Genomic DNA, 22,222 nt, shown 5'->3' on the forward strand with positions numbered 1-22,222 from the left:
GATCCTCAGAACCAAAGTGAACGAAAACGAGGAAGTTGATCTCTAGCGCCCCAGGTCAAGAAGTCTGCTCCCCGCGCATGCGGGGGTGATCCTTCGTCTCCACCGTGGCCAGTGCCAACCGCAACCTGCTCCCCGCGCATGCGGGGGTGATCCCGGCCGGACGGGCAGGGCCAATCCGAAGGCGATCTGCTCCCCGCGCATGCGGGGGTGATCCGGAACTGGACTTCGCGGTCACGCAGGGCAAGGTCTGCTCCCCGCGCATGCGGGGGTGATCCTGTGGTCAGACGGTCAGCCGATCAGGGCGTCGACTGCTCCCCGCGCATGCGGGGGTGATCCTGCGCAGGCGGTATTCCGGGAGCGCGTCCCTCACTGCTCCCCGCGCATGCGGGGGTGATCCTCCGGGCGGAGCTGGACGCGGTCTACCCGGAGTCTGCTCCCCGCGCATGCGGGGGTGATCCCTACGTCTCACCCGCTGCCGGCGTCTCGCTGGCCTGCTCCCCGCGCATGCGGGGGTGATCCCGGCACATGCCAACGGGAGGGATGACCATGGATCTGCTCCCCGCGCATGCGGGGGTGATCCCAGCAGCTGCCTGTTGGCGGACATCCCGAAACGCTGCTCCCCGCGCATGCGGGGGTGATCCCACGGGCCGCGCGGGCCGGTCGGCCAGGGAGAGCTGCTCCCCGCGCATGCGGGGGTGATCCCGCCCAGCACGGTGCCGCGATGGTGCAAGCAGTCTGCTCCCCGCGCATGCGGGGGTGATCCCTGGGCGTCCGGTTAAACTGCCCCCGATTGAGACTGCTCCCCGCGCATGCGGGGGTGATCCCGGTGTTTCTACGGGCCAGTCGGTGGCGGGTGCCTGCTCCCCGCGCATGCGGGGGTGATCCCGGGCGCAGTAGACCCAACCGTTGGTGCTTGCTCTGCTCCCCGCGCATGCGGGGGTGATCCCTTTGCCAGTTCCTCCCCGGATCGGTGGAGCGCCTGCTCCCCGCGCATGCGGGGGTGATCCCCACCTCCGCCGACAGACCCAGGAGGGCCACCGCTGCTCCCCGCGCATGCGGGGGTGATCCCGAGCGCACCAGAAGCTCTTCGGTGTCCTCGTCCTGCTCCCCGCGCATGCGGGGGTGATCCGCGCCAGAGCCGCCTTCCTCCCGGCCTTGATCGCTGCTCCCCGCGCATGCGGGGGTGATCCGGGGCCGGGCGGTATGGACAGACTGCTCGCCGACTGCTCCCCGCGCATGCGGGGGTGATCCGGACTGGCAGCATCCGCGCCCCCGGGGTCGGGGCTGCTCCCCGCGCATGCGGGGGTGATCCGGAACCGTGAGCGACGTGGTCGAAGACCTGGGATCTGCTCCCCGCGCATGCGGGGGTGATCCGGCACCGGCGACCTGGACATGCTGGAGCCGATCCTGCTTCCCGCGCATGCGGGGGTGATCCCGGGTCACACACCAGCCGCCGGTACGGCAAGTCCTGCTCCCCACGCACGCGGGGGTGGTCCCGTGGCGACCTGGATGGTGGCCATCGCCCTGGACTGCTCCCCGCGCGCTCGGGGGTGATCCCGTCGCGCAGCTGGCGTCGCCGACCACGTGAATCTGCTCCCCGCGTACGTGGGGGTGTTCCCCCGACGCTGCCGTCCACCGGGTCGTGCACGTCGTGCTCCCCGCGTAGGCGGGGGTGGTCCCGTTGACGCTGCTCAGAGACGGCGGATGTTGATCTCCACGGTGGCGTTGGCGGGGCTGCCGAAGGCGTCGAAGGAGGTCGGCTCGGCGCGGCCCGACTCGAACTGCCGCACCAGCCGGGAGCCCAACCAGACGCCCACTGCGCCGACGGCCAGCGCGGCCACCTCGACCGCCAGCAGCATCGGCGAGACGCTCCGCTGTGGCGCGGCGGCCCGGATCAGGCAGGTGAGCAGGAACAGCCCGGCCATGGCGGCGTTGACCAGGTTGAAGGTCAGCGCCGTCCGGCGGGTCGCGTCACCTGGTACGTCCCAGAGGTCGACCATGCCGGCGATCACCGTCAGCGCGGCGGCGACCAGGGCGGCGACGGTGGTCCAGTAGCCCACCTCGCCGAGGAACGCCGGGCCACCGGCCACATCGGCCAGGTCGAAGACGGTCGCGCTGACGAACAACCCGAACGGGAACGTCACCAGCATCGGTTGGATCGGATGACCGTGCACCCGCAGTCGGCTCTCCATCGTTGCCTCCCCCGGTGGGACCGGATCGTCCCGTTCCCACCGGAGAAGGTGCTACCCGACCGGCCGTCGCCGTAACCGTGACGACCGTCCCGGGCGGCGGTCAGCCCTCCCGGGGGCGGGAGACCGTGGCGACCAGCCGGTCGGCGACCTCGCGCAGTGGAATGTCCAGCGAGGACGCCGCGCTGCGCAGCACCTGCAACGCCTCCGGCGCGGGGCAACCCCGCTGCGTCATGATCACGCCGATCGCCTGGCCGATCACCCCCTCGGTCAGCAGGGTGGCGTCCTGCTCTCCGGTGAGTGCCCGCTGGCGGGCCCGCTCCCGGACCGCGGCCAGCAGCAGGCCGGCGTGCTCGGCCAGCAGCATCGCGGTGAGCTGCCGCCGCGCGCTCAGCGCACCGGGCGCGCCGGCGTACAGGTTGACCGCGCCGATCACCTGGTCGTCGATGTCGACGGGGGCGGCGACCACCCCGTGCACCCCCAACTCCTGGGCGTGCCGGGTCCACGCCGGCCAGTGGTCCTCCAGGCTCAGATCGGCGGAGAAGACCATCTCGCGGCGGCGGATCGCGCTCATCGCCGGCGTGTCGGGGCCATGTCGCAGGTCGTCGAGCTCGGCCAGCCGCGGATCGGAGGCCGCCACCCCCACCGGCTCCCCGGCCCGCAGGGTGGTGAACCCGCACCAGGCGACTCCGGGGACCGCGGCGCGGGTGATCCGGACCAGCCGGCCCAGCGCCTCGTCGAAGTCGGTGACGTCGAGCAGCCCGGCGGTCAGCTCCCGCAGCAGCGCCGCGGTCTCCAGGACGCCCAGGTTCTCCTCGACCGGCTCGCGCGTGTCCAGGTTCACCGGACCGCGGTCCACGTCGCCACCGGGTCCGGCCCGGTGGTTGCGTACGCTGTCCTGTCCTGTGTCATGTACCGCTCTCTTCCCGACTGATCGGACCAGGCCTACTACCCTCGCAGACTTGGGTCGAAACAGTCCCAAAAAGGGCCCCGGTCGTCGCTGATCGGCGACGACCGGGGCCCTGGAGAGCCGTCAGCCGCCGGTGCTGAGCCGCCGCCCCACCGAGGCGATCAACCGGTCCAGCTCGGAGCCGAACGGGTTGTCGTGCACGAGGTACGTCCAGGTGGCGCTCGGCCGGACCAGCTTGGCGGCGTCCGGCTCCCAGTCCTCGTCGAACTCGGTCTCGGTGAACGTGGCCAGCGTCCGGGTCTCGATCTCGGGGACCAGGTTGTTGAAGGCGGGCACCGCGGAGCGGTGGAACTCGTCGAGCGGGTCGAGACGGCCCAGCGCCCGCAGGTGCACGCCCTCGCGGATCTCGGAGAGTTCGGCCAGGTGCTCGGCCCAGAGCCGGTCGAGGTGGTAGAGGGCGATCGACCGGGCCACCCGGGCCAGCAGGTCCTCGTCCAGCTCACCGGCCTTCTCGGGCATCCGGTCCAGCAGCATCAGCGCCGCCACGTCGGAGGTGAGCAGCCGCTCGCGGCGCTCGGCCAGCGCCTTGCGCTGCTGCTCGATCACCACGCTGTACCGCCAGGTGTTGCGGTGGATCTCGTGGTTGACCCCCTCGGCCACCCGCTGGGCGTGCTCCACGGCGTAGTCCACCTGCTCGTCGGTGACCAGGCCGTCGGCGTTCATCCGGGGAGAGGCCGGCACCGCGTCCGCGGCGTGCCGGACGACCAGCTCGTCCTCCAGACTGACGAAGAAGACCGACCCGCCCGGGTCACCCTGCCGGCCGGCCCGGCCCCGCAGCTGGTCGTCGACCCGGCGGCTGTCGTGCCGGCCGCTGCCGATGACGTACAGGCCGCCCAGCTCGGCCACCCGGTCCCGGTCGGTGGAGTCGCTGCCGCCGAGGCGGATGTCCACGCCCCGGCCGGCCATCTGGGTGGAGACGGTGACCGCGCCGTACGCGCCGGCCTCGGCGATGATCGCCGCCTCCTCGTCGTCGTTCTTGGCGTTCAGCACGACGCTGGACACCCCGGCCGCCGCCAGGGCCTCGGAGAGGGCCTCGGACTCCTTGACGTCGAGGGTGCCCACCAGCACCGGGCGGCCCGCCTCGTGGCACCGGGTGATCTCGTCGACCAGCGCCTCGTCCTTCTCCGCCCGGGTGGCGTAGATGCGGTCCGGCTCGTCCTCCCGGACGCAGGGGGTGTTCGGTGGGATCACCGCCACCTCCAGCGAGAAGAACTCCCGCAGCTGGTCACCGACGAGCACCGCGGTGGCGGTCATCCCGCAGATCTTCGGGTAGAGCCCGATGTAGGCCTGGACGGCGATGGTGCCGAGCACCTCCCCCTCGGCCGTGGCGTCGAGGCCCTCCTTGGCCTCCACCGCCGCCTGCAGCCCGTCGGGCCAGCGGCGGCGCTGGGCCACCCGGCCGCGCATCTCGTCGATCAGCTCGACCGAGCCGTCCCGGACGATGTAGTCCACGTCGCGGTGCAGCAACGCGTGCGCGTGCAGCGCCACGTTCACCGCGGAGAGCTGCGCGACGTGCTCCTCGGCGTACAGGTCGATGTCGCCGAGCTTGGCCTCGACGGCGGCCAGGCCGGCGCTGGTGAAGGCCACGCTGCGACCGTCCTCGGCGACCGTGTAGTGCTTGCCCTTGCGCAGGCCGCGCACCAGCGCGGCGGCGGCGTGCACCGGGTCCTGCTCGCCGGCGACCGCGCCGGCCAGGACCATCGGCACCCGGGCCTCGTCGATCAGGATGGAGTCGGCCTCGTCGACGATCGCGGTCGACAGCGGCGGCTGGACCCGGTCGTCGAGGTCGGTGACGAGCTGGTCGCGAAGGTAGTCGAAGCCGGCCTCGCTCACCGAGACGTAGGTGACGTCCCGCCCGTACGCCTCGCGTCGCTCCTGGGGGGTGGAGGCCTCGTTGACCCAGCCCACGGTGAGCCCGAGCAGGGTGTAGATCGGCTCCATCCACACCGCGTCCCGGCGGGCCAGGTAGTCGTTGACGGTGATCACGTGCACCGGGCCGTTGCCGAGCTGCACGTGCCCGTAGGCGGCGATCGCGGCGGTCAGGGTCTTGCCCTCACCGGTGGCCATCTCGGCGACCTTGCCGGACAGCAGCGCCATCGCGCCGAGCAGCTGCACGTCGTACGGCCGCTGGTCGATGCCCCGACTGGCGGCCTCGCGGCCGACCGCGCAGATCTCCGGGTAGGTCTTGGCCTGGCCGGCGGCCTCGGTCAGCTCGGCGTCGTCGAGCGCGGCGAGCTCCTCGGCGCGCTCGGAGATCGCCGGCAGGAACTTCTCCAGCGGAGCCAGATCGACCGTCGTGCCCGGGCGCTGGAGAAACCGGCGGAACCTGGACCTCAACCGTTGCGACACACCCATGAGACTGCCGAGACCTCCCGAGACCGCGCGCCGGACGGTGGATCCGACGCGACACACCCATGAGGCGCAACGGTACGCGACCCGGGCCGGTTTTCGGTTGCCCGTCGCGGCCGAATGTCGGCCGGGGCCCCGATTGTCGGTTTCCCGCTCCTCGGGGCCCCGTACCCCGACTGGTCAGGGGGTGAGCACAACCTGGAGTTCCTGCCGGCGGCGCTGGGCCAGGTCGGTCAGCAACGCCGGGGCCTCGTCGAAGGGCACCACCGCCGAGACCAGGTGCGTGCCGATCAGGTTGCCGTGGCAGCGCAGCAGGTCGATGGTCTCGGCGGAGAGCCGCTCGCGGTCCCAGGTCGGGGCGAGCCCGCGCGGCACCCGCCCGATCTGCGCGCACCGCAGCGCCAACCCGTTGTGATGGAACTCCTCGCCGAGCCGGACCCGTTCGGCCCCGCCCTGGTAGAACGCCAGGTCGATCACGGTGCCCTGCGGTCGCAGCAGCCGCAGCGCCAACTGCAGCGCCCAGTCCTGCCCCCGGCACTGGAACACCACGTCGGCGCCCCGGTCACCGGCGTGGTGGGCCCACCGGGTCTTGAGCATCACCGCCGGGTCGGCCTCCTGCGGGTCGAGGGTCTCCAGTCCGAGGGCCTCGGCGACCTCGCGGCGGCGTGGGGTCGGGTCGAGCACCACCACCGACGCCGCGCCGTGGTGCCGGGCGAACAGGGCGGTGAGCAGCGCGACCACTCCGCTGCCGACCACCGCCACCCGCCGGCCCCGGACCCCGTCGCCAAGCGACCGGACGTCGGTGCCGCGCAGGTCGGCGGCGGCGTGCAGCAGCCCGTTGGCGCAGATCGGACCCATGTGCGCGGCGTAGACACCGAGCAGCGGGTCGAGGTCGTCGGGCAGCGCCACGAACCGCTCGGCGACCGCGTCGGCCAGGTAACCGGTGCGGTGCCCGTAGGTCATCGCACCGACCGCGCCGACGGCGACCGCCGGGGTCGCGCTCTCGACCACCCGTCCCACCTGCATGTACCCCAGCCGGGTGACCGGGTACGGGGTGCTGGCCGCGCCGGGCTGGAACACCTGCAGACCGGCGTTCCAGCTGACGTGCAGGTACGGGTTGGTGCCCTTGACGTAGCTCAGCTCGGTGCCGGCGGAGACCCCGCTGTGCAGCGTCTCCACCCGGAAGGTGCCCTCGCGCAGCTCGCCGGCGTCCTGCTCGACGATCTCGACCCGACCCGGGCCGCTGACCACCACCACCCGGTCACGCATCGACGCGCTCCGGACCGCTCGTCGCCGGCGGAGTCGGCAGGGTCACCCCCCGCCCGGTACGCGCCGACTCGGCCACCGCCAGGGCCAGCCGCTGGGTACGCAGCGCCTCGGCGTACGGCACCCGCACGTCGTCACCGATCCCCCGGACCGCGTCGACGAAGGCCCGGTCCACGGCCACCCGGGCGGCGTCCGGGTCGGCGCCGACGTGCCGTTCGCCCTCGGCGTCGCGGATGGTCAGTCCCTCCTCGGTCAACGCCAACGCCAACCCGTCGGCGAGGATCTCCAGCCCGGCGCGGTGTTTCCAGCCCAGGACGCAGGCGGCGGCGAGGGTGCCCACCGCGCCGCTGTCGAAGCGCAGGGTGGCCGCGGTCACCGAGTCGATGTCGGCGCCCTCCACCGGCGGTGGTGAGCCGTCGCCGTAGGCGGTCACCTCGGCGACCTCGCCCACCAACGCGCGCAGCAGGTCCAGCACGTGCGCGGCCTGCTCGACCACCGGCCCGCCGGAGCGGTCCCGGCGGGCCCACCAGGCGACCGGTGGGACCTTGTCCAACCAGGCGCCGTTGACCATCCGTACCGGACGGCCGGCCAGCAGCTCCCGGGCCTGGTCCACCACGTGCAGGTAGCGCCAGTGGTGTCCGACGGCGGTCAGCAGCCCCTGCCGGGCCACCAGCTCGGCGATCCGTTCGGCGGTGTCCAGGTCCACCGCGACGGGCTTCTCGACGAACATCGGCACCCCGGCGGCGATCACCTCCTCCTCCACCGGCCCGTGCGCGAACGGTGGCACGCAGACGTACACCGCGTCCGGCCCGGCGGCGAGCAGCTCCGGCACGTCGCCGAAGGCCCGGCCACCGTGCCGCCCGGCGAGGTCGGCCGCCGCCTGGCCGACGACGTCGGTCACGCCCAGTAGTTCCACGTCATCGAATCCGGTCAACACCCGCGCGTGGCGTTGCGCCACCCCGCCGGCTCCCACCACACCCACCCGACACCTGCGCACCCGAAAGACCCTCTCGTCCCAGCTCGTTGACGGGTGTCGAACTCCCCCCGCACCGACGCAATCAAACGTTCACCGGCCGGGAACCGCCGGGTGCCGCGTTCGTGATCAAGCTGTTAGTCGTTGTCCGGTTAGCGTGGGGCGCGTACTGGGAACACTCAGTTCGCTTTTTTCCGCACACGATCTGGGGGTATGCCAGTGCGGGATACAGATTCGATGGTCTCACCGGTCGTCGAGGCGTGGGCCACCTACCGCACCACCTCGGCCCGGGAGTGGACACCACGACGACTGCTGCGGGCCAAGGGGGGCGACCGGGTGAGCGTGGTGTTGCCGGCTCGCAACGAGGAGGCGACCGTCGGCGCGATCGTGTCGACCATCCGGGAGCACCTGATGGACCGGGTGCCGCTGGTCGACGAAGTGATCGTGGTGGACTCCCGGTCCACCGACCGCACCGCGCAGGTGGCCCGCGCCGCCGGTGCCGAGGTGGTCGGCCAGGACGAGATGACCACCGGGCTGCCCCGACTGACCGGCAAGGGCGACGCGCTCTGGGCCGGGCTGGCCGCCGCCGAGGGCGACGTGGTGGCCTTCGTCGACGCCGACCTGCGGGAGTTCCGGCCGCACTTCGTCACCGGCCTGCTCGGGCCGCTGCTGACCGACCCCTCGGTGTCGTTCGTCAAGGGCTTCTACCACCGGCCGCTGGTGGGGGCCACCGGGGTCGAGCCCGACGGTGGGGGCCGGGTGACCGAGCTGATGGCCCGCCCGCTGCTCAACCTCTTCTGGCCGGAGCTGGCCGGTTTCGTGCAGCCCCTGGCCGGGGAGTACGCCGGCCGGCGCGAGGTGCTGGCGCAGGTGCCGTTCGTCTCCGGGTACGGCGTGGAGACGGCGATGCTGATCGACCTGCTGGACCTGGTCGGCCTGGACGCCCTGGCCCAGGTGGACCTCGGGGAACGCAAGCACCGCCACCAGGACACCGCGGCGCTGGGCCGGATGTCCGCGCAGATCATGCTGACCGCCTGGACGCGGCTGCAGCGGCGGGGCTGGGCCGTGCCCGGTACCGTGCCCACCGCGCTACTCACCCAGTTCCGCCGGGGTGGCACCGACGCGCTGCCCAACCTGGACCGCGAGATCGTGGTCAACGACGTGTCCATCGAGGAACGTCCCCCACTGTCCCAGCTGCGCCACCTGGTGCCCCGGCGCCGGGTGGCGGCGGCGTGAACCGCCACCGCCACGGCGAGGACGGCGGCGTGCGTCGCCGCCTCCGGCACGAGGGCGGCGTGCGTCGCCGTCGGCACCGGGTCGTTCCACCGGTCCCGGCCGGACCCGCCGTACGAAGGGACCCCACCCGATGAGCCTGACCGTCCTGATGAACGCCGGCCCGTGGCTGTCGGTTCCGCCGCCCGGTTACGGCGGCATCGAGAACGTGGTGGCGACCCTGGTGCCGGAGCTGCGCCGGCTCGGCGTCCGGGTGGTGCTCGCCTCGGTGGAGACCAGCACCCTGGCGGCCGAGGAACGGATCTCGGTCTTCCCCGACGGGCAGTTCGCCGCGCTGCAACGGCCGTACAACCAGGTGTGCGGGATCGCCCAGGCCCATCTCGCCGGGGTGGTCCGGGCGGTGCGGACGCGCGACGACATCGATCTGGTGCACGACCACGTGGAGGCCGTGGGGCTGGCCACCCTCGCCGCGATGGGCCCCGACGCCCCGCCGGCACTGCACACCCTGCACTGGGACCTCGCCAAGCACCCCGCCCTCTACGGGCACCTCGACGGCGGTGACCGGGTACGGGTCAACGGCGTCTCCGCCTCGCAGCTGGCCCGGGCCCCCCGGGCGCTGCGCGAGCACTCGGTCGGCCACGTGCACCTGGCCACCCCGCTGGCGGTCGACGCCGACCGCCGTAAGCCGCCGGCCAAGGGCGGGTACCTGCTCATCCTGGGCCGGGTCAACCCGGGCAAGGGCCAGGACGTGGGCGCCCGGTTGGCCCAGCGGCTGCGGATGCCGCTGGTGCTGGCCGGGCCGGTGGGCCCGTACCACCGGCCGGCGGACCTGGCCGCGGCCGGCGACGAGGCGCGGCAGAATCCGGACGTCCGGTTCTTCCTGGACGAGGTCGCCCCGCACGTCGACGGCGACCTGGTCCGGTGGATCGGCACGGTCGCCGGCCAGGAGCGCGACGACCTGCTGGCCGGCGCGCGGGCCGCACTCTTCCCGTTGCGCTGGGAGGAGCCCGGCGGCACCGCCGTGGTGGAGTCGCTGGCCCTGGGTACGCCGGTGGTGGCGACCGCCCGGGGCTGCCTGCCGGAGCTGGTCGAGCACGGTCGGACCGGGCTGCTCACCACCGACGAGGACGAGCTGGCCGACCTGGTGTCGGCAGCCGGCCGGCTCGACCCGGACGAGTGCCGGCGGGAGGCCGCCGCCCGGTTCACCCCCGCGGTGATGGCCCAGCGCTACGTGGAACTGTACGAACGGGTCCGCGCCACCGCCGCGGCAGCGGCCCCGCCCACGGTGCCCACGGCACGTCTCACCGGTGCGGCCCTCCCCCGGCCGGCCGGCGGGTCCGGTGCCACCGTCGGCACCGCCACCGGGGACCTGCTCCCCGCCTGAACACCCGCACCCGACGCAGGGGCTCCGGTCGCCGACCGGAGCCCCTGCCGCATCCCCGCGTCCGCCCGGCCCGGCGGCCCGGCGGCCCGGCGGCCCGGCGGCATCAGCGGCATCAGCGGCATCAGCGAGGTTAGTCGGCGCGGGGGGTGGGAACGCCGGGTCGGCGTACCAGCGGTGGTGGTCATCGACGGCGAGGAGGCGCGATGGCGGGGTCGACGGCGCATGCCCGCGCCCGACGCGGTCCCGGCGAGGGCCAGGCCACGGTCCGGCGGGTGGCCCGGGGCGTCGCGGTGGTCTTCCTGGTCGTCGGCGTGCTCGGCTTCGTGCCCGGGATCACCAGCGACGTCGGTGGCCTGCGCTGGGCCGGTCACGAATCCGGCGCCCGGCTGTTCGGGGTGTTCCAGGTGTCGGTGCTGCACAACCTGGTGCACCTGCTGTTCGGGGTGGCCGGTCTCGCGCTGGCCCGCACGGCCGCCACCGCCCGCGCCTACCTGCTCGGCGGGGGTGCGGTCTACCTGGTCCTCTGGCTGTACGGGCTGGTCGTCGACCACGACAGCACGGCGAACGTCCTGCCGGTCAACACCGCCGACAACTGGCTGCACCTGGGCCTGGGCGCGGCGATGATCCTGCTCGGTCTGGTCACCACCCGGACCGGCACCCGGCACCAGCCCCGGCACGGCCTCGACCGGTCCCGCGGGCGCGGCTGATCCGTCCCTCGCCGGGCGAGGTACCGGTCGGTGGTTCTCCGGTGACCTTGCGCACGCGCTGGCCACACGGTTTCGGGCCGCCGGGGGCCGGGTAGTTCGCAGCCCATCGACGATGCGGAAACGAGGGCGCGAGATGTCCAGCCGGATCAGCTGTGTGGTCAGCGACGAGTCCCCGGTGACCGTCGTCCGGCTCTCCGGTGACCTCGACGTGGCGACAATGCGGTCGGTGCATGCCGAGCTGGAGCGCTGCCTCACCGCCCAGCCCGACGCGCTGGTGGTCGACCTGGCCGGGGTGCGGGTGGTCGACCGGCTGGCGTTGTCGGTCTTCGCCGCGATCTGCCGGCAGGCCGCCGGCTGGCCGGTGGTGCCGATGGTGCTCTGCTCGCCGCCACCGACGACCGCGACCTGGCTGGCCGAGACGACCGCCTGCCGGGTGGTCCCGGTCCGGGCCGACTGTGTGGAGGCCACCCGGACGGCGGGTGAGGCCGCCGCGCCCCGGCTGCGGGCCCGGTTGGAGCCGGTCACCGGGGCCTGCCGACGGGCGCGGGACCTGGTCGGGGAGGCCTGCGGTCGGTGGAACCTGCCGGAGCTGGTCGGTCCGGCCTCGCTGGTGCTCAGCGAACTGGTGGGCAACGTGGTCCGGCACGCCGGCACCCCGATGCAGGTCACCCTGACGCTGCGTCGACCGTACCTGCACGTCGCGGTCTCCGACGGCAGCCGGTTGGCGGTCCGGGCCGGCGGTGGGGACCTGCGCGCCGAGGGCGGCCGGGGGCTGCTGCTGGTACGGGAGATGACCCAGCGGTGGGGCACCTCCCCGGTGCCCGGCGGCAAGGTGGTCTGGGCGATGCTGCCCACCGGCTGACGATATGCACCAATTTTCCCCTCACGCCTGGTTACATGGGCGACGGGGCGGGTAGCCACGCCCGTCCGTTCGGTCGTCACGACGGGGTGAGAGCGATGCCCAAGCGGGTAACCACGGAAGCCGGCCACGACCGGTCGCCGGCGATCCTGGCCCCGGCCCGCTTCGGCGGCTTCCCCGGCCCGGTACGCGGCACGCTGCCCGGCAGCCAGCTACGCAAGCTGCTGGGCACCACCGACGCCAAGCAGATCGGCCTGCTCTACCTGGCCACGTCGTTCGTCTTCTTCCTGATCGGCGGGGTGCTGGCCCTGCTGGTACGGGCCGAACTGGCCCGGCCCGGACTGCAACTGCTCTCCCCCGAGCAGTACAACCAGGCCTTCACCATGCACGGCACGATCATGCTGCTGCTCTTCGCCACCCCGCTGGTCTTCGCCTTCGGCAACTACATCGTGCCGCTGCAGATCGGCGCGCCCGACGTGGCGTTCCCCCGGCTCAACGCGCTGGCGTACTGGCTGTACCTGTTCGGCGGGACCATGGTGACCGCCGGGTTCTTCACCCCGGGCGGGGCGGCGGACTTCGGCTGGTTCGCGTACACGCCGTTGAGCCTGGCCCAGCACTCCCCCGGCGTCGGCGCCAACATGTGGATCATCGGGCTGGTCGTCTCCGGACTGGGCACCATCCTCGGCGCGGTCAACCTGATCACCACGACGCTCACCCTGCGGGCCCCCGGCATGACCATGTTCCGGATGCCGATCTTCACCTGGAACATGCTGCTGACCAGCGTACTGGTGATCCTGGTCTTTCCGCTGTTGGCCGCCGCGCTGCTGGCGCTGGCGGCGGACCGGCTGCTCGGCGCGCAGGTGTACGAGGCGGCGACCGGCGGACCGCTGCTCTGGCAGCACCTGTTCTGGTTCTTCGGCCACCCCGAGGTGTACATCGTCGCGCTGCCGTTCTTCGGCATCATCACCGAGATCATTCCGGTCTTCTCCCGCAAACCGATCTTCGGCTACACCGGCCTGGTGCTGGCCACCATCGCGATCACCGTGCTGTCGATGAGCGTCTGGGCGCACCACATGTTCGGCACCGGCCAGGTGCTGCTGCCGTTCTTCAGTTTCCTCAGTTACCTGATCGCGGTGCCCACCGGCGTGAAGTTCTTCAACTGGCTCGGCACGATGTGGAAGGGGCAGCTCACCTTCGAGACCCCGATGTTGTTCGCCGTCGGGTTCCTGGTGACCTTCCTGCTCGGCGGGCTCACCGGCGTGCTGCTGGCCAGCCCGCCGGTGGACTACCAGGTCACCGACTCGTACTTCGTGGTGGCGCACTTCCACTACGTGCTCTTCGGCACGATCGTCTTCGCCGCGTTCGGCGGGGTGTACTTCTGGTTCCCCAAGATGACCGGCCGGCTGCTCGACGAGCGGCTCGGCAAGGCGCACTTCTGGACCATGTTCGTCGGCTTCCACGCGACCTTCCTGGTCCAGCACTGGCTGGGCGCGGAGGGCATGCCCCGCCGGTACGCCGACTACCTGGAAGGTGACGGCTGGACCACCCTGAACATGATCTCCACGGTCGGCTCGTTCCTGCTCGGCGCCTCCACCCTGTTCTTCATGTACAACGTCTGGAAGTCCTGGCGGTACGGGGCGATGGTGTCGGTCGACGACCCGTGGGGGTTCGGCAACTCGCTGGAGTGGGCCACCACCTGCCCGCCCCCGCTGCGCAACTTCGACCGGATGCCCCGGATCCGCTCCGAGCGGCCCGCCTTCGACGCCAAGTACGGCCCACTCGTGTCCAACCTGGGCCGGGACCTGCCACAACGGACCACGAAACCCCCGCAGGAGCTGCACGAGGAGTTCCACCACGAACGGCGTGCCCCCGAGTCACCGGCCGTCGAGGGGGCCCACGGCGCACGGGAGGCCGTCGCGTACCAACCGGCTCCCCAGTCGGGGGCCCGGCCGGTCGAGGTGCCGGAACCGGAGGAGGTCCGCCGACCCAGCTTCGAGTCCTCCGACGCCCCGGAGACCGACAGCCCCGACGAACCCGACAACCGCTGGCGCCACCCCCACAGCCGGTGAAAGGAAGGGCCCCCTGTGCAACAGAAAGCGATAACAGGGGGCCCTTCCTTACCGCGCTACTCGCGGGCTCGGGCGGGTTCGGTCTCGGCGGGGCCGTTCTGCCAGGGTGGCGGGGTGTCGGCGAGCATCGCCTGACGCAGCCAGGTCAACGCCCGCGACAGCAGCCGGGACACGTGCATCTGGGAGATGCCGAACCGGGCGGCGATCTCGGCCTGGGTCTGGTTGCCGTAGAAACGCATGGCCAGGATGCGTCGTTCCCGCCAGGGCAGCCGGTGCAGCAGGCCGCTGATGGTCACCCGGTCGTCGACCGACTCCAGGGCGTTGTCCGACTCGCCTACCAGGTCACCGAACTCGGCCGAGCTCTCTCCGCCGACCGGGGCGTTGAGCGAGGCCGGGCTGTACCCGGCGGCGGACTCCAACGCGGCCAGGATCTCCTGTTCCGGGGTCTCCAGCCGGGCGGAGAGCTCGGCCACCGTCGGGGCCCGGGACAGCTCGCTGGTCAGGGCGGCGGTGGCCTGCCCGACCTCCAGGATCAGGTCACGCAGCCGGCGGGGTACGTGCACCCCCCAGGTCCGGTCCCGGAAGTGCCGCTTGATCTCACCGACGATGGTGATCGCCGCGTAGGCGGTGAAGGAGCCACGTTCCGGGTCGTACCGGTCGACCGCGTTGACCAGGCCCAACCGGGCCACCTGCTCCAGGTCCTCCAGGGGTTCACCCCGGCCCCGGTAGCGGCGGGCCAGCCGGCCGGCGAACGGCAACGCGAACCGGACCAGGTCCTCGCGGGCCTCGCCGTGCCGCTCGGGTGGCAACCCGGCGATCCGGGCCGCGTACGCCATGGCGGCGGCGTCCAGGTCCTCCAGTCCGCGTTCGGTCGGCGGTGGGGTGGTTGTCGTGGTCTGTCCGAACATCCGCGCCTCCCTCAGGAAGGTCCCGCCCGGATCGGAACCGGTCGTGCGCATGGTCGAGCCACGCACCGGGCCGGAATGTGGGTCACGTGCCTGATTTCGCAGCCGGAACACCCACGCCGTCGGGCCGCCGGTCGTCGACGGCACACGGGTCTGCCAGCGCCTGCCGGCCGTCGCCGACCGGCGGTGTTCCCGCTCCTCAGGTACTCAATCACGGGTTCCGGGATCGCGAGGATGATTCGGCGGGGTTGGTCCGGACGGAGCTGACCGGGGCGCTCAGCAGACCAGCAGACCCTGCCGGGCGCCGCCGTCGCGCAACGCGGTCAACGCCGCGTCGACCGGGATCGGCGGCGGGGTCGGCAGGTCGTAGGGCTGGCCGCGGAGCACCTCGGTGGCCCGCCGGGTGGGTACCGAGGTGACCGGGTAGCCCCGGGCCGAGGTGCGGTCCAGGGCACGGCGACGCCGCCCGAAGGAGGCCACCGCGAGCCACTGCGGCAGTCCGGCCAGGGCCGGCGAGCGGACCCCGGGCGGCTCGGGCAGCACGTCGACGGAGCTGAACGGCGCACTACCGGCCAACCACCACTCCGCGCCCGCGACCGCCCGCCGGGTGGCGTTCTCGCACCAGTACGGCACCAGCCCCGTCCGGATCACCTGCCACGGATCGAGCAACCGGCCGCACTCCACCACCAACCGGTCACCACTCTTGCCTGCCGCGCGCAGCCACTGCCGGTAGAGGTCGGCGACGGTCGCGCTCAACGCCTCGGCCTGTGGAAAGAGCACCCGGTGCAGCCGGTGTCCGCGTCGGGCACCCCACTGCCGGGTCGCCTCGGCGAAGTCGGTCTCGACGCCGTGCTCGGCGTACGCCCACGCGGCGGAGACCTCCGGCAACTCCCAGCGGGCACCGTCGCCGCCGGCCGCGCGCAACACCTGGCGCAGCGCGTGACTGTCCGGGTGGAAGTCCACCGGGTCCAGGCCGCTGGCGGGACAGCCCACCTGGAAGCTGTGTCCGTCACCGGCGTCGAGCACCGGCCAGGTCCGGGCGTCCTGCAGCAACAGCACCGGCGCGCCGGGGGCCAGCCGGTCGAGCAGGAACCGCCGGTACGCCCCCGGCAGGTGCCGCCAGCGCACCGTCATCGACACCGTCGAGCCGGCCGTCATGCCCCGGCTGGCCGGGCAGTGCACCTGACGTACGTGCACGTCGGCGTTGCCGGCGAGCAGCCGGGCGGTCAGCGCACCGCCGTGGGCCAGCGCGGCGGCGGGCCGGTCGACGGTCCCCTCGCCCCACCGCACGGCCACCTCGAAGCCGGTGGGCAGCCAGGGCACCCCCAGGGCCACCGCCAGGTGGGCCGCGGCCCCGTGCGGCGAGCCGAGCAGCACCCCCGGGTAGCGACGGACCGGGTACTGCTCGGCGAACCAGCGCGCGACCCGGCCGGTGTCGACCTGGCCGAGCTGCGCCGGGGTGAGCGCGCTGCGACCGGCGGCCCGGGTCACCGCGGTACGGCGCACCGGCTCGGGCGCGGCGGCCAGGCGGGACAGCACGGCCGGCTGCCCCAGGTCGGCGCAGTCGGCACCGCGCAACGCCCGCGCCGTGACGGCCACCAGGACCCGGGCGGTGCTGCCGGCCGCCACCACCCGGTCACCGGTCAGGGCGCCGGTCGGATCCGCCGACGCCACCCGTACCGGCTCCACGCTGCCTCGTTCGCTCACCACGGGCCCCGGCTTCCCGTCCCGATCGGGTTCAAACAGGGCATAGGCCGCTGTCGGACAGCAACCGCCGAGCGTGGTGGCCCAGGATGCCGGTGGGACCGGACCGGGGCGGCCCGGTCAACCGCGCCGCCGCAGCCGCAGACCGGTACGCCTCAGCCTCGACCGCCGCCGCGGCCCGGTGTGGACGCGTCGACGTAGCGCAGCACCGCACCGACCCCGTCGGCCAGCTGCGGCGCCTCCTCCGGGGCCAGCACGGTCAGCTGGGCGTCCGTACCGACCAGGGCGCGCAGCAGGGCGGCGTCGGCGCGGACCCGCTGCGGGTCGCCGGCCCCGGTGAGCCGACCCGGCTCGGTGGCGATCTCGTCCGGGGCCGCACCGATCCAGAGCTGCCCGGTGGCCGACGGGTCGTCGACCAGCAGCATCGTGTCGACCTGGTCGCGTTGCAACGCCTCGACCACCGCGTCCAGTCCGGCACCGACGTCCTGCTGGCTGCCGAAACGGTCCAGGGCGGCGGTGACCCGGGCCTGCGCCGCCTCGGCGATGACCTGCACCGTCACGTCGTCCATGGCGGCCGGGTCGGCCCCGCCGGTACGCGCACCCGCGTCCGTGCGCACCAGCACGTCCTGCCAGCGGCGGGGCAGTTGGGCGGCGATCGCACCGGTGGCCCGGATGTCACCGGCGAGCACCACCACGTCGGCGTCGACCCGTTCGGCCAGTTCGGCGGTGGCCGCCGCGGTGTCCCCGGCGTTGCGCTGCCACACCTCGTCGGCGGCGCGCTGGTAGCGCGACTGCGACCAGCCACCCGCGTTGGGTCGGCGGATCGGGAAGCCACCCCCACCGCGTATCTGGGCCCGACGGGGCAGCTCACCGGCGCCCACCGCGATGGCGTCCGCACCGGTCCGGTCGGCCAGCACCCGTACCCAGGAGATCTGCTCGCCGCGTTGGGCCACCAGCGGCATGGTGTGCGGTAGCGACGCGACGCTGGCCAGGTCCCGCAGCGGCGGGGCGGAGAGGTACTCGGAGAGCACCACCCGGCCCCTGGTGGCGAAGACGGCGATGCCGTAGTCGCCGGGCATCGGTTCGTGGCTGCGGACCACCCGCTCGATGGCGTCGACCGTCGCGGGGTCCGCCCCCTGTTGCCGTAGTTGCCCGGCCAGGGCCCGCCAGCGCAGGTCCAACGCCGCACGGGCGTCCTCGGTGTCCCGGGAGGCGTCCAGGTAGACCGAGCACCACGGGCCCCGGCGGTCGTAGAGCGGACGCAGGAAGGACAGCTGCATGCTCGACCCCTCTCCAGCTCGGCCCCGCGCTTACCCGTACCGGCCGGGTTGTCACCTCGACGTGACCGCAGTTCATTCACGTCGTTCCACCGGTACGACCGATACCATGGGTGCACAGAACCCGACTCTGGGTGTTCGTCGACGTGTCGGCGACACACGGTAATCCGGTGGTGAACATGGACAGCGACCTCGACTACCGGCCGATCGCCCGCCCGACCCAGCGGATCTTCACCGGTCGGGTGGTACGGCTGATGGACGGCTACACCCGCGAGCTGAAGGTCGGCCAGCCGGTGCTGGTCGCCGTGGTGACCGCGGCCAGCGTGATGGGCCTGCTGCTGCTGGCGTTCCGTTCGCTGCTCTCCAGCGCCGGCGGTGGTGGCGCCCGGCGCAGCTGGAAGGAGCTGCGCAAGGGGCCGGAGTTCCTGGTCACGCCACTGCGCCTGCGCGACCGCGACAACCAGCTGTACGAAGTGGAGCTGCACGGTCATCTGGCGCAGAGCGCCCTGCACCCGGCGGACTGGGTGCAGATCACCCTCCGGCCGCAGGATCTGGACCTTCCGCCCCGGGTCGAGCAGATCGTCAACCTCACCACCGGGCAGCTGCTACGCCCCCGCCACGCCACCCTGTGGAGCCACCTCGGTCCGCCCCTGCTGCTCCAGGCCGTTCTGGGTGGGCTGCTGCTGCTGACGATCGTCGCCCTGGTCGCGTTCACCTGAGGTGGTGCCGAGCATGCCCCGGCGGGCGGCCCAGCGTTCGAAGACGATGGTGGCGAACGGCGGCACCGCGCAGGCCAGCGCGACCCCGGTGGCCAGCAGGCTCCACCGGTGCAGGCGGGCCACCATCAGCACCAGGACCCCGTAGGCCACGAAGAGCGCGCCGTGGATCGGGCCGAAGATCTGCACCCCGATCTCGTTTCCGGGCGGACCGTACTTGACCGCCATCCCGATCAGCAGGGCCAGCCAGGAGCCGGCCTCGGCGATCGCCGCCACCACGAACAACCTCGTCACCATCTCGCGCATCGGGCAATGTTAGACACCGGTCGCGACCCGGGACGGACCCCCTTACCCATCCGCCAGGCGAAAATCACCCGCCAGAGGGGGTAAGGGAGAACACAGGCCCGGGGCTTCCCTGGCCTGCGCGGACGTGCGAGGTTGAAGGCACCAACGGTGACAGGGTGGTGACCATGGGCGAGGAAGTGGGGATACGTACCTTCAGCCGCGAGGACCGGGCCCGCTACCGCGACAAGGTACGCCGTTGCCTCGACGTCTTCGCCGAGATGCTCCGGGAGTCCCGGTTCGACACCGACCGGCCGATGACCGGGGTGGAGATCGAGTTGAACCTGGTCGACGGGGACTCCCTGCCGGCGATGCGCAACGCCGACGTGCTGGCCGCCATCGCCGACCCGAGCTTCCAGACCGAGCTGGGCCAGTTCAACGTGGAGATCAACGTCGAGCCCCGCCGCCTGGTCGGCACCGGCACCGCCGAGTTCGAGGAGCACGTCCGGGCCAGCCTGAACGCCGCCGAGATCAAGGCCCGTACGGTCGGCGCGCACATGGTGATGATCGGCATCCTGCCCACCCTGCGCCCGGAGCACCTGACCGCCGAGACGCTCTCGGCCAACCCGCGCTACCGGCTGCTCAACGAGCAGATCTTCGCCGCCCGGGGCGAGGACCTGCGGATCGCCATCAACGGCGTCGAGCGGCTGTCGGTCACCGCGGACACCATCACCCCGGAGGCCGCCTGCACCAGCACCCAGTTCCATCTCCAGGTCAGCCCCGACCAGTTCGCCGACTACTGGAACGCCGCGCAGGTGGTCGCCGGGATCCAGGTGGCGCTCGGGGCGAACTCCCCGCTCTTCTTCGGCCGCGAGCTGTGGCGGGAGACCCGCATCCCGCTGTTCCAGCAGGCCACCGACACCCGGGCCGAGGAGATCAAGGCCCAGGGGGTACGTCCCCGGGTGTGGTTCGGGGAACGCTGGATCACCAGCGTGTTCGACCTGTTCGAGGAGAACGTACGGTATTTTCCCGCCCTGCTGCCGGTCTGCGACCCGGAGGACCCGGCGGCGGCACTGGCCAGCGGTGACGTGCCGAAGCTCGCCGAGTTGAGGCTGCACAACGGCACCGTGTACCGGTGGAACCGGCCGGTCTACGACGTGCTGCGCGGCCGGCCGCACCTGCGGGTGGAGAACCGGGTGCTGCCCGCCGGCCCGACCGTGGTGGACACCATCGCCAACGGCGCGTTCTACTTCGGGCTGGTCCGGGCCCTGGCCGAGGCGGACCGGCCACTGTGGTCGCAGATGTCGTTCAGCGCCGCCGAGGAGAACTTCCTCTCCGGTGCCCGGCACGGCATCGACGCCCACGTCTACTGGCCCGGTCTGGGCTACCTGCCGGTGACCGAGCTGGTGCTACGCCGGCTGCTGCCGCTGGCGCACCACGGTCTGGACCGCTGGGGTCTGGACCCCACCGAGCGGGACCGGCTGCTCGGCATCATCGAGCAGCGCTGCCTGACCGGGCGCAACGGCGCGAGCTGGCAGGTCGCGACCCTGCACCGGCTGGAGTCCGCCGACCACCTGGACCGGCCGTCGGCGCTGCGCGAGGTGGTGCACCACTACGTGGACCTGATGCACACCAACCAGCCGGTGCACCAGTGGCCGATCCCGTGACGGGGCAACGGAAGCGGCCCGGTTAGAGTCCTGCGGGTGGCGACCGACACCGCAGCGATCAACTCCGCCCTGACCCGGCTCCGCGTGGCCGGTGACACCCTGCCCTACCCGGGGGCCTGGCTGGCCGAGCCCCGGAGCGAGCCGTCCGGGGTGGTGCTGGCCGAGGACGAGGGTTTGTCCCGGCTGGTCCTCGATCCGGTCACCGGCACGGTGTCGCTTGTCGACGACGACGGTGCTGACCTGGTGAACTCGTCCCTGGCCGCGTTGGTGGCCTGCGCGGAGGCGTTCCTGGCCGCCCAGTCCTCCGCCGGGGCGATCGACGACGACGAGGCCGACGAGGAGCTGGCGGCACTCGGCGAGCAGCTCACCGAGCAGTTCCGGGAGATCGACCCGCCGGCGGTCGCCCACGAGAACACCCTCTGGTCGGTGGCCGCCGAGGAACTGGGCTACGGCCTGGGCTGAGCCGCCGGCCGGCTGTTCCGAATCCCCCTGCCCCGGCCAGGCAGGGGGGTTCGCGGCGCGCGGACTCCGCCTACCCGACCGGGGGGAGGGAGAAGTCCGCCTCGCCTATGCGACCGGCGGGAGGCGGTACACGGAGACGTGGCTGCGGCTCTCGGCGGTGAACTCGCCGCCGGTCCAGTCCGCGTGCCGGCTCTCCAGCTCGAAACCGGCCAGCTGGCCCATCAGGTCCAGCTCGGCCGGCCAGACGTAGCGGTGCGGGGTGCGGAAGAGCGTGGCCTGTCGGCTGTCGTCGAACCGGAAGTGGTGCGAGACGATCAGTTGCGCCAGCGGGTCGTAGGTGTCCAGGCCGACGTAGCCCGGCTCGACCTGCCAGACGGTGGCCTGCTGCCCCGGTGGGAGCTTGCGCAGCTCGGGCACCCAGAGTTCGATGACGAACCGGCCACCGGGGGCCAGGTGCCGGGCGGCGTTACGGAAGCAGGCCACCTGCTCGGCCTGGGTGAGTAGGTTCGCGATGGTGTTGAACACCAGGTAGACCAGTGAGTACTCCCCAGGGGCGGTGGCGGTGGCCATGTCCCCCACCACCACCGGGATCCCCGACTCGTCCACCTTGTCGCGGAGCCGCGCGACCATCGGCTCGGAGAGCTCGATCCCGGCGACCGGCACGCCCCGCTCGGCCAGCGGCACCGCCACCCGGCCGGTGCCGATCGCGAACTCCAGCGCCCGACCACCGGCGGCAAGCTCCGCGAGGCGGTCGACGGTGGGCCCGATGACCTCCGGGGCGAACATGCCGGTCCCCGGCGTGTCGTAGTCCCGGGCGGTCTCGGCGTCCCAGATCTCGTCCTGTCGCATGGGCCCCACGATTCCGCCGCGGCGGCGCGACGTCCACCGATATACGGGTTACTTCTTCGCCGGCGCGTCACCGTTGTCGTTGAACCGGAAGCCGGCCGCCGGGGTCGGCGTCGCCCAACTCCTCCAGGATCAGCCCGGACCGGGCGGAGTGCTGGAGGAAGGCGGAGCTGTTGCTGATCTGGAAGGCCCCCTCGCCATCGGCGGCAGCGGTGATGGTGAACCGCTGCGTGGCATCGCCCTCGGCGCAGGTCGCCGAGCCGACGTACAACGACCTGCCGCCGCCGGGGTTGCGCACCTGCCAGCAGACCGGCTCGCCGGTGCCGGGACAACAGTTTCGGGGTGGCGCTCGGGGCGGCCGGCG

At 72.7% G+C, this 22,222-nt stretch carries 19 protein-coding genes; 8 read left to right on the forward strand and 11 right to left on the reverse strand.

Annotation, left to right across the window (positions count from 1 at the left end; genetic code table 11):
• Positions 1-1,691: 1,691 nt before the first annotated feature.
• The 5 genes from GA0070617_RS16930 to GA0070617_RS16950 form a co-directional block, all read right to left on the reverse strand.
• Positions 1,692-2,192 (reverse strand): DUF2231 domain-containing protein, encoded by a 501-nt coding sequence (locus tag GA0070617_RS16930; RefSeq protein WP_091438940.1) that lies wholly within the window; start codon positions 2,190-2,192, stop codon positions 1,692-1,694.
• 100 nt (positions 2,193-2,292) lie between these two features.
• Positions 2,293-3,033, reverse strand: a complete 741-nt coding sequence (locus tag GA0070617_RS16935; protein WP_091446548.1) for a GAF and ANTAR domain-containing protein — start codon at positions 3,031-3,033, stop codon at positions 2,293-2,295.
• Positions 3,034-3,222: 189 nt separating this feature from the next.
• Complete coding sequence (gene secA2 / locus GA0070617_RS16940; RefSeq protein WP_091438942.1) at positions 3,223-5,514, reverse strand: accessory Sec system translocase SecA2; 2,292 nt, start codon at positions 5,512-5,514, stop codon at positions 3,223-3,225.
• A gap of 174 nt (positions 5,515-5,688) precedes the next feature.
• Positions 5,689-6,777, reverse strand: coding sequence for a zinc-dependent alcohol dehydrogenase (locus GA0070617_RS16945; RefSeq protein WP_091438946.1), 1,089 nt, complete (start codon positions 6,775-6,777; stop codon positions 5,689-5,691).
• On the reverse strand, positions 6,770-7,771 hold the full coding sequence (locus tag GA0070617_RS16950) for a Gfo/Idh/MocA family protein (protein ID WP_091438950.1): 1,002 nt from the start codon (positions 7,769-7,771) through the stop codon (positions 6,770-6,772). The genes GA0070617_RS16945 and GA0070617_RS16950 overlap by 8 nt, the downstream gene beginning before the upstream one ends.
• A 195-nt stretch (positions 7,772-7,966) precedes the next feature.
• Between GA0070617_RS16950 and GA0070617_RS16955 the strand changes: the two genes are divergently transcribed.
• The 5 genes from GA0070617_RS16955 to ctaD all read left to right on the forward strand — a co-directional run bounded on the left by GA0070617_RS16955 (position 7,967) and on the right by ctaD (position 13,999).
• Complete coding sequence (locus GA0070617_RS16955; protein ID WP_091438954.1) at positions 7,967-8,983, forward strand: glucosyl-3-phosphoglycerate synthase; 1,017 nt, start codon at positions 7,967-7,969, stop codon at positions 8,981-8,983.
• Between the two features lie 130 nt (positions 8,984-9,113).
• Complete coding sequence (locus GA0070617_RS16960) at positions 9,114-10,364, forward strand: glycosyltransferase (protein ID WP_091438958.1); 1,251 nt, start codon at positions 9,114-9,116, stop codon at positions 10,362-10,364.
• A 203-nt stretch (positions 10,365-10,567) separates the two neighbouring features.
• Complete coding sequence (locus GA0070617_RS16965) at positions 10,568-11,071, forward strand: DUF4383 domain-containing protein (protein ID WP_091438961.1); 504 nt, start codon at positions 10,568-10,570, stop codon at positions 11,069-11,071.
• Between the two features lie 133 nt (positions 11,072-11,204).
• Positions 11,205-11,933, forward strand: coding sequence for an STAS domain-containing protein (locus GA0070617_RS16970; RefSeq protein ID WP_091438964.1), 729 nt, complete (start codon positions 11,205-11,207; stop codon positions 11,931-11,933).
• A gap of 95 nt (positions 11,934-12,028) precedes the next feature.
• Positions 12,029-13,999 (forward strand): aa3-type cytochrome oxidase subunit I, encoded by a 1,971-nt coding sequence (gene ctaD / locus GA0070617_RS16975; protein WP_091438967.1) that lies wholly within the window; start codon positions 12,029-12,031, stop codon positions 13,997-13,999.
• Between the two features lie 56 nt (positions 14,000-14,055).
• On the opposite strand, the gene GA0070617_RS16980 is transcribed toward ctaD, so the two are convergent.
• From GA0070617_RS16980 to GA0070617_RS16990, 3 genes are all read right to left on the reverse strand, one after another.
• Positions 14,056-14,907, reverse strand: coding sequence for a SigB/SigF/SigG family RNA polymerase sigma factor (locus tag GA0070617_RS16980; RefSeq protein WP_091446551.1), 852 nt, complete (start codon positions 14,905-14,907; stop codon positions 14,056-14,058).
• Between the two features lie 273 nt (positions 14,908-15,180).
• Entirely contained in the window at positions 15,181-16,611 is a 1,431-nt protein-coding gene (locus GA0070617_RS16985) for a hypothetical protein (RefSeq protein ID WP_373868432.1), read from the reverse strand.
• A gap of 152 nt (positions 16,612-16,763) precedes the next feature.
• Positions 16,764-17,888, reverse strand: a complete 1,125-nt coding sequence (locus tag GA0070617_RS16990; protein WP_091438969.1) for a baeRF2 domain-containing protein — start codon at positions 17,886-17,888, stop codon at positions 16,764-16,766.
• A gap of 167 nt (positions 17,889-18,055) precedes the next feature.
• Here GA0070617_RS16990 and GA0070617_RS16995 point away from each other — a divergent pair, with 167 nt between their 5' ends.
• The gene (locus GA0070617_RS16995) at positions 18,056-18,604 is read left to right on the forward strand and encodes a hypothetical protein (protein ID WP_175440778.1); all 549 of its coding nucleotides are present in this window, start codon (positions 18,056-18,058) and stop codon (positions 18,602-18,604) included.
• On the opposite strand, the gene GA0070617_RS17000 is transcribed toward GA0070617_RS16995, so the two are convergent.
• Positions 18,491-18,907 carry a DUF3817 domain-containing protein gene (locus GA0070617_RS17000; protein ID WP_091438972.1) on the reverse strand — a complete coding sequence of 139 codons (417 nt, stop codon included), beginning with the start codon at positions 18,905-18,907 and terminating at the stop codon, positions 18,491-18,493. The genes GA0070617_RS16995 and GA0070617_RS17000 overlap by 114 nt on opposite strands.
• Before the next feature lie 164 nt (positions 18,908-19,071).
• Between GA0070617_RS17000 and GA0070617_RS17005 the strand changes: the two genes are divergently transcribed.
• On the forward strand, positions 19,072-20,550 hold the full coding sequence (locus GA0070617_RS17005) for a glutamate-cysteine ligase family protein (RefSeq protein ID WP_091446557.1): 1,479 nt from the start codon (positions 19,072-19,074) through the stop codon (positions 20,548-20,550).
• Positions 20,551-20,586: 36 nt separating this feature from the next.
• Positions 20,587-21,012, forward strand: coding sequence for an SUKH-4 family immunity protein (locus GA0070617_RS17010; protein WP_217628825.1), 426 nt, complete (start codon positions 20,587-20,589; stop codon positions 21,010-21,012).
• A 105-nt stretch (positions 21,013-21,117) separates the two neighbouring features.
• Here GA0070617_RS17010 and GA0070617_RS17015 read toward each other — a convergent pair whose 3' ends face one another.
• Positions 21,118-21,861 carry a class I SAM-dependent methyltransferase gene (locus GA0070617_RS17015; RefSeq protein ID WP_091438975.1) on the reverse strand — a complete coding sequence of 248 codons (744 nt, stop codon included), beginning with the start codon at positions 21,859-21,861 and terminating at the stop codon, positions 21,118-21,120.
• A gap of 67 nt (positions 21,862-21,928) precedes the next feature.
• Positions 21,929-22,156 carry a hypothetical protein gene (locus tag GA0070617_RS17020; RefSeq protein ID WP_091438978.1) on the reverse strand — a complete coding sequence of 76 codons (228 nt, stop codon included), beginning with the start codon at positions 22,154-22,156 and terminating at the stop codon, positions 21,929-21,931.
• Positions 22,157-22,222 lie beyond the last annotated feature (66 nt).

It is taken from the genome of Micromonospora yangpuensis (assembly GCF_900091615.1).
Lineage (GTDB): Bacteria > Actinomycetota > Actinomycetes > Mycobacteriales > Micromonosporaceae > Micromonospora > Micromonospora yangpuensis.

Excerpts from the sequence above, each read along its gene's own strand:
- GA0070617_RS16980 (WP_091446551.1), bottom strand. The coding sequence starts at position 14,907 with ATGTTCGGACAGACCACGACAACCACCCCACCGCCGACCGAACGCGGA.
- GA0070617_RS16990 (WP_091438969.1), bottom strand. The coding sequence starts at position 17,888 with ATGCAGCTGTCCTTCCTGCGTCCGCTCTACGACCGCCGGGGCCCGTGG.
- GA0070617_RS17000 (WP_091438972.1), bottom strand. The coding sequence starts at position 18,907 with ATGCGCGAGATGGTGACGAGGTTGTTCGTGGTGGCGGCGATCGCCGAG.
- GA0070617_RS16965 (WP_091438961.1), top strand. The coding sequence starts at position 10,568 with ATGGCGGGGTCGACGGCGCATGCCCGCGCCCGACGCGGTCCCGGCGAG.
- GA0070617_RS16930 (WP_091438940.1), bottom strand. The coding sequence starts at position 2,192 with ATGGAGAGCCGACTGCGGGTGCACGGTCATCCGATCCAACCGATGCTG.
- ctaD (WP_091438967.1), top strand. The coding sequence starts at position 12,029 with ATGCCCAAGCGGGTAACCACGGAAGCCGGCCACGACCGGTCGCCGGCG.
- GA0070617_RS16960 (WP_091438958.1), top strand. The coding sequence starts at position 9,114 with ATGAGCCTGACCGTCCTGATGAACGCCGGCCCGTGGCTGTCGGTTCCG.
- secA2 (WP_091438942.1), bottom strand. The coding sequence starts at position 5,514 with ATGGGTGTGTCGCAACGGTTGAGGTCCAGGTTCCGCCGGTTTCTCCAG.
- GA0070617_RS17015 (WP_091438975.1), bottom strand. The coding sequence starts at position 21,861 with ATGCGACAGGACGAGATCTGGGACGCCGAGACCGCCCGGGACTACGAC.
- GA0070617_RS16945 (WP_091438946.1), bottom strand. The coding sequence starts at position 6,777 with ATGCGTGACCGGGTGGTGGTGGTCAGCGGCCCGGGTCGGGTCGAGATC.
- GA0070617_RS16970 (WP_091438964.1), top strand. The coding sequence starts at position 11,205 with ATGTCCAGCCGGATCAGCTGTGTGGTCAGCGACGAGTCCCCGGTGACC.
- GA0070617_RS17005 (WP_091446557.1), top strand. The coding sequence starts at position 19,072 with ATGGGCGAGGAAGTGGGGATACGTACCTTCAGCCGCGAGGACCGGGCC.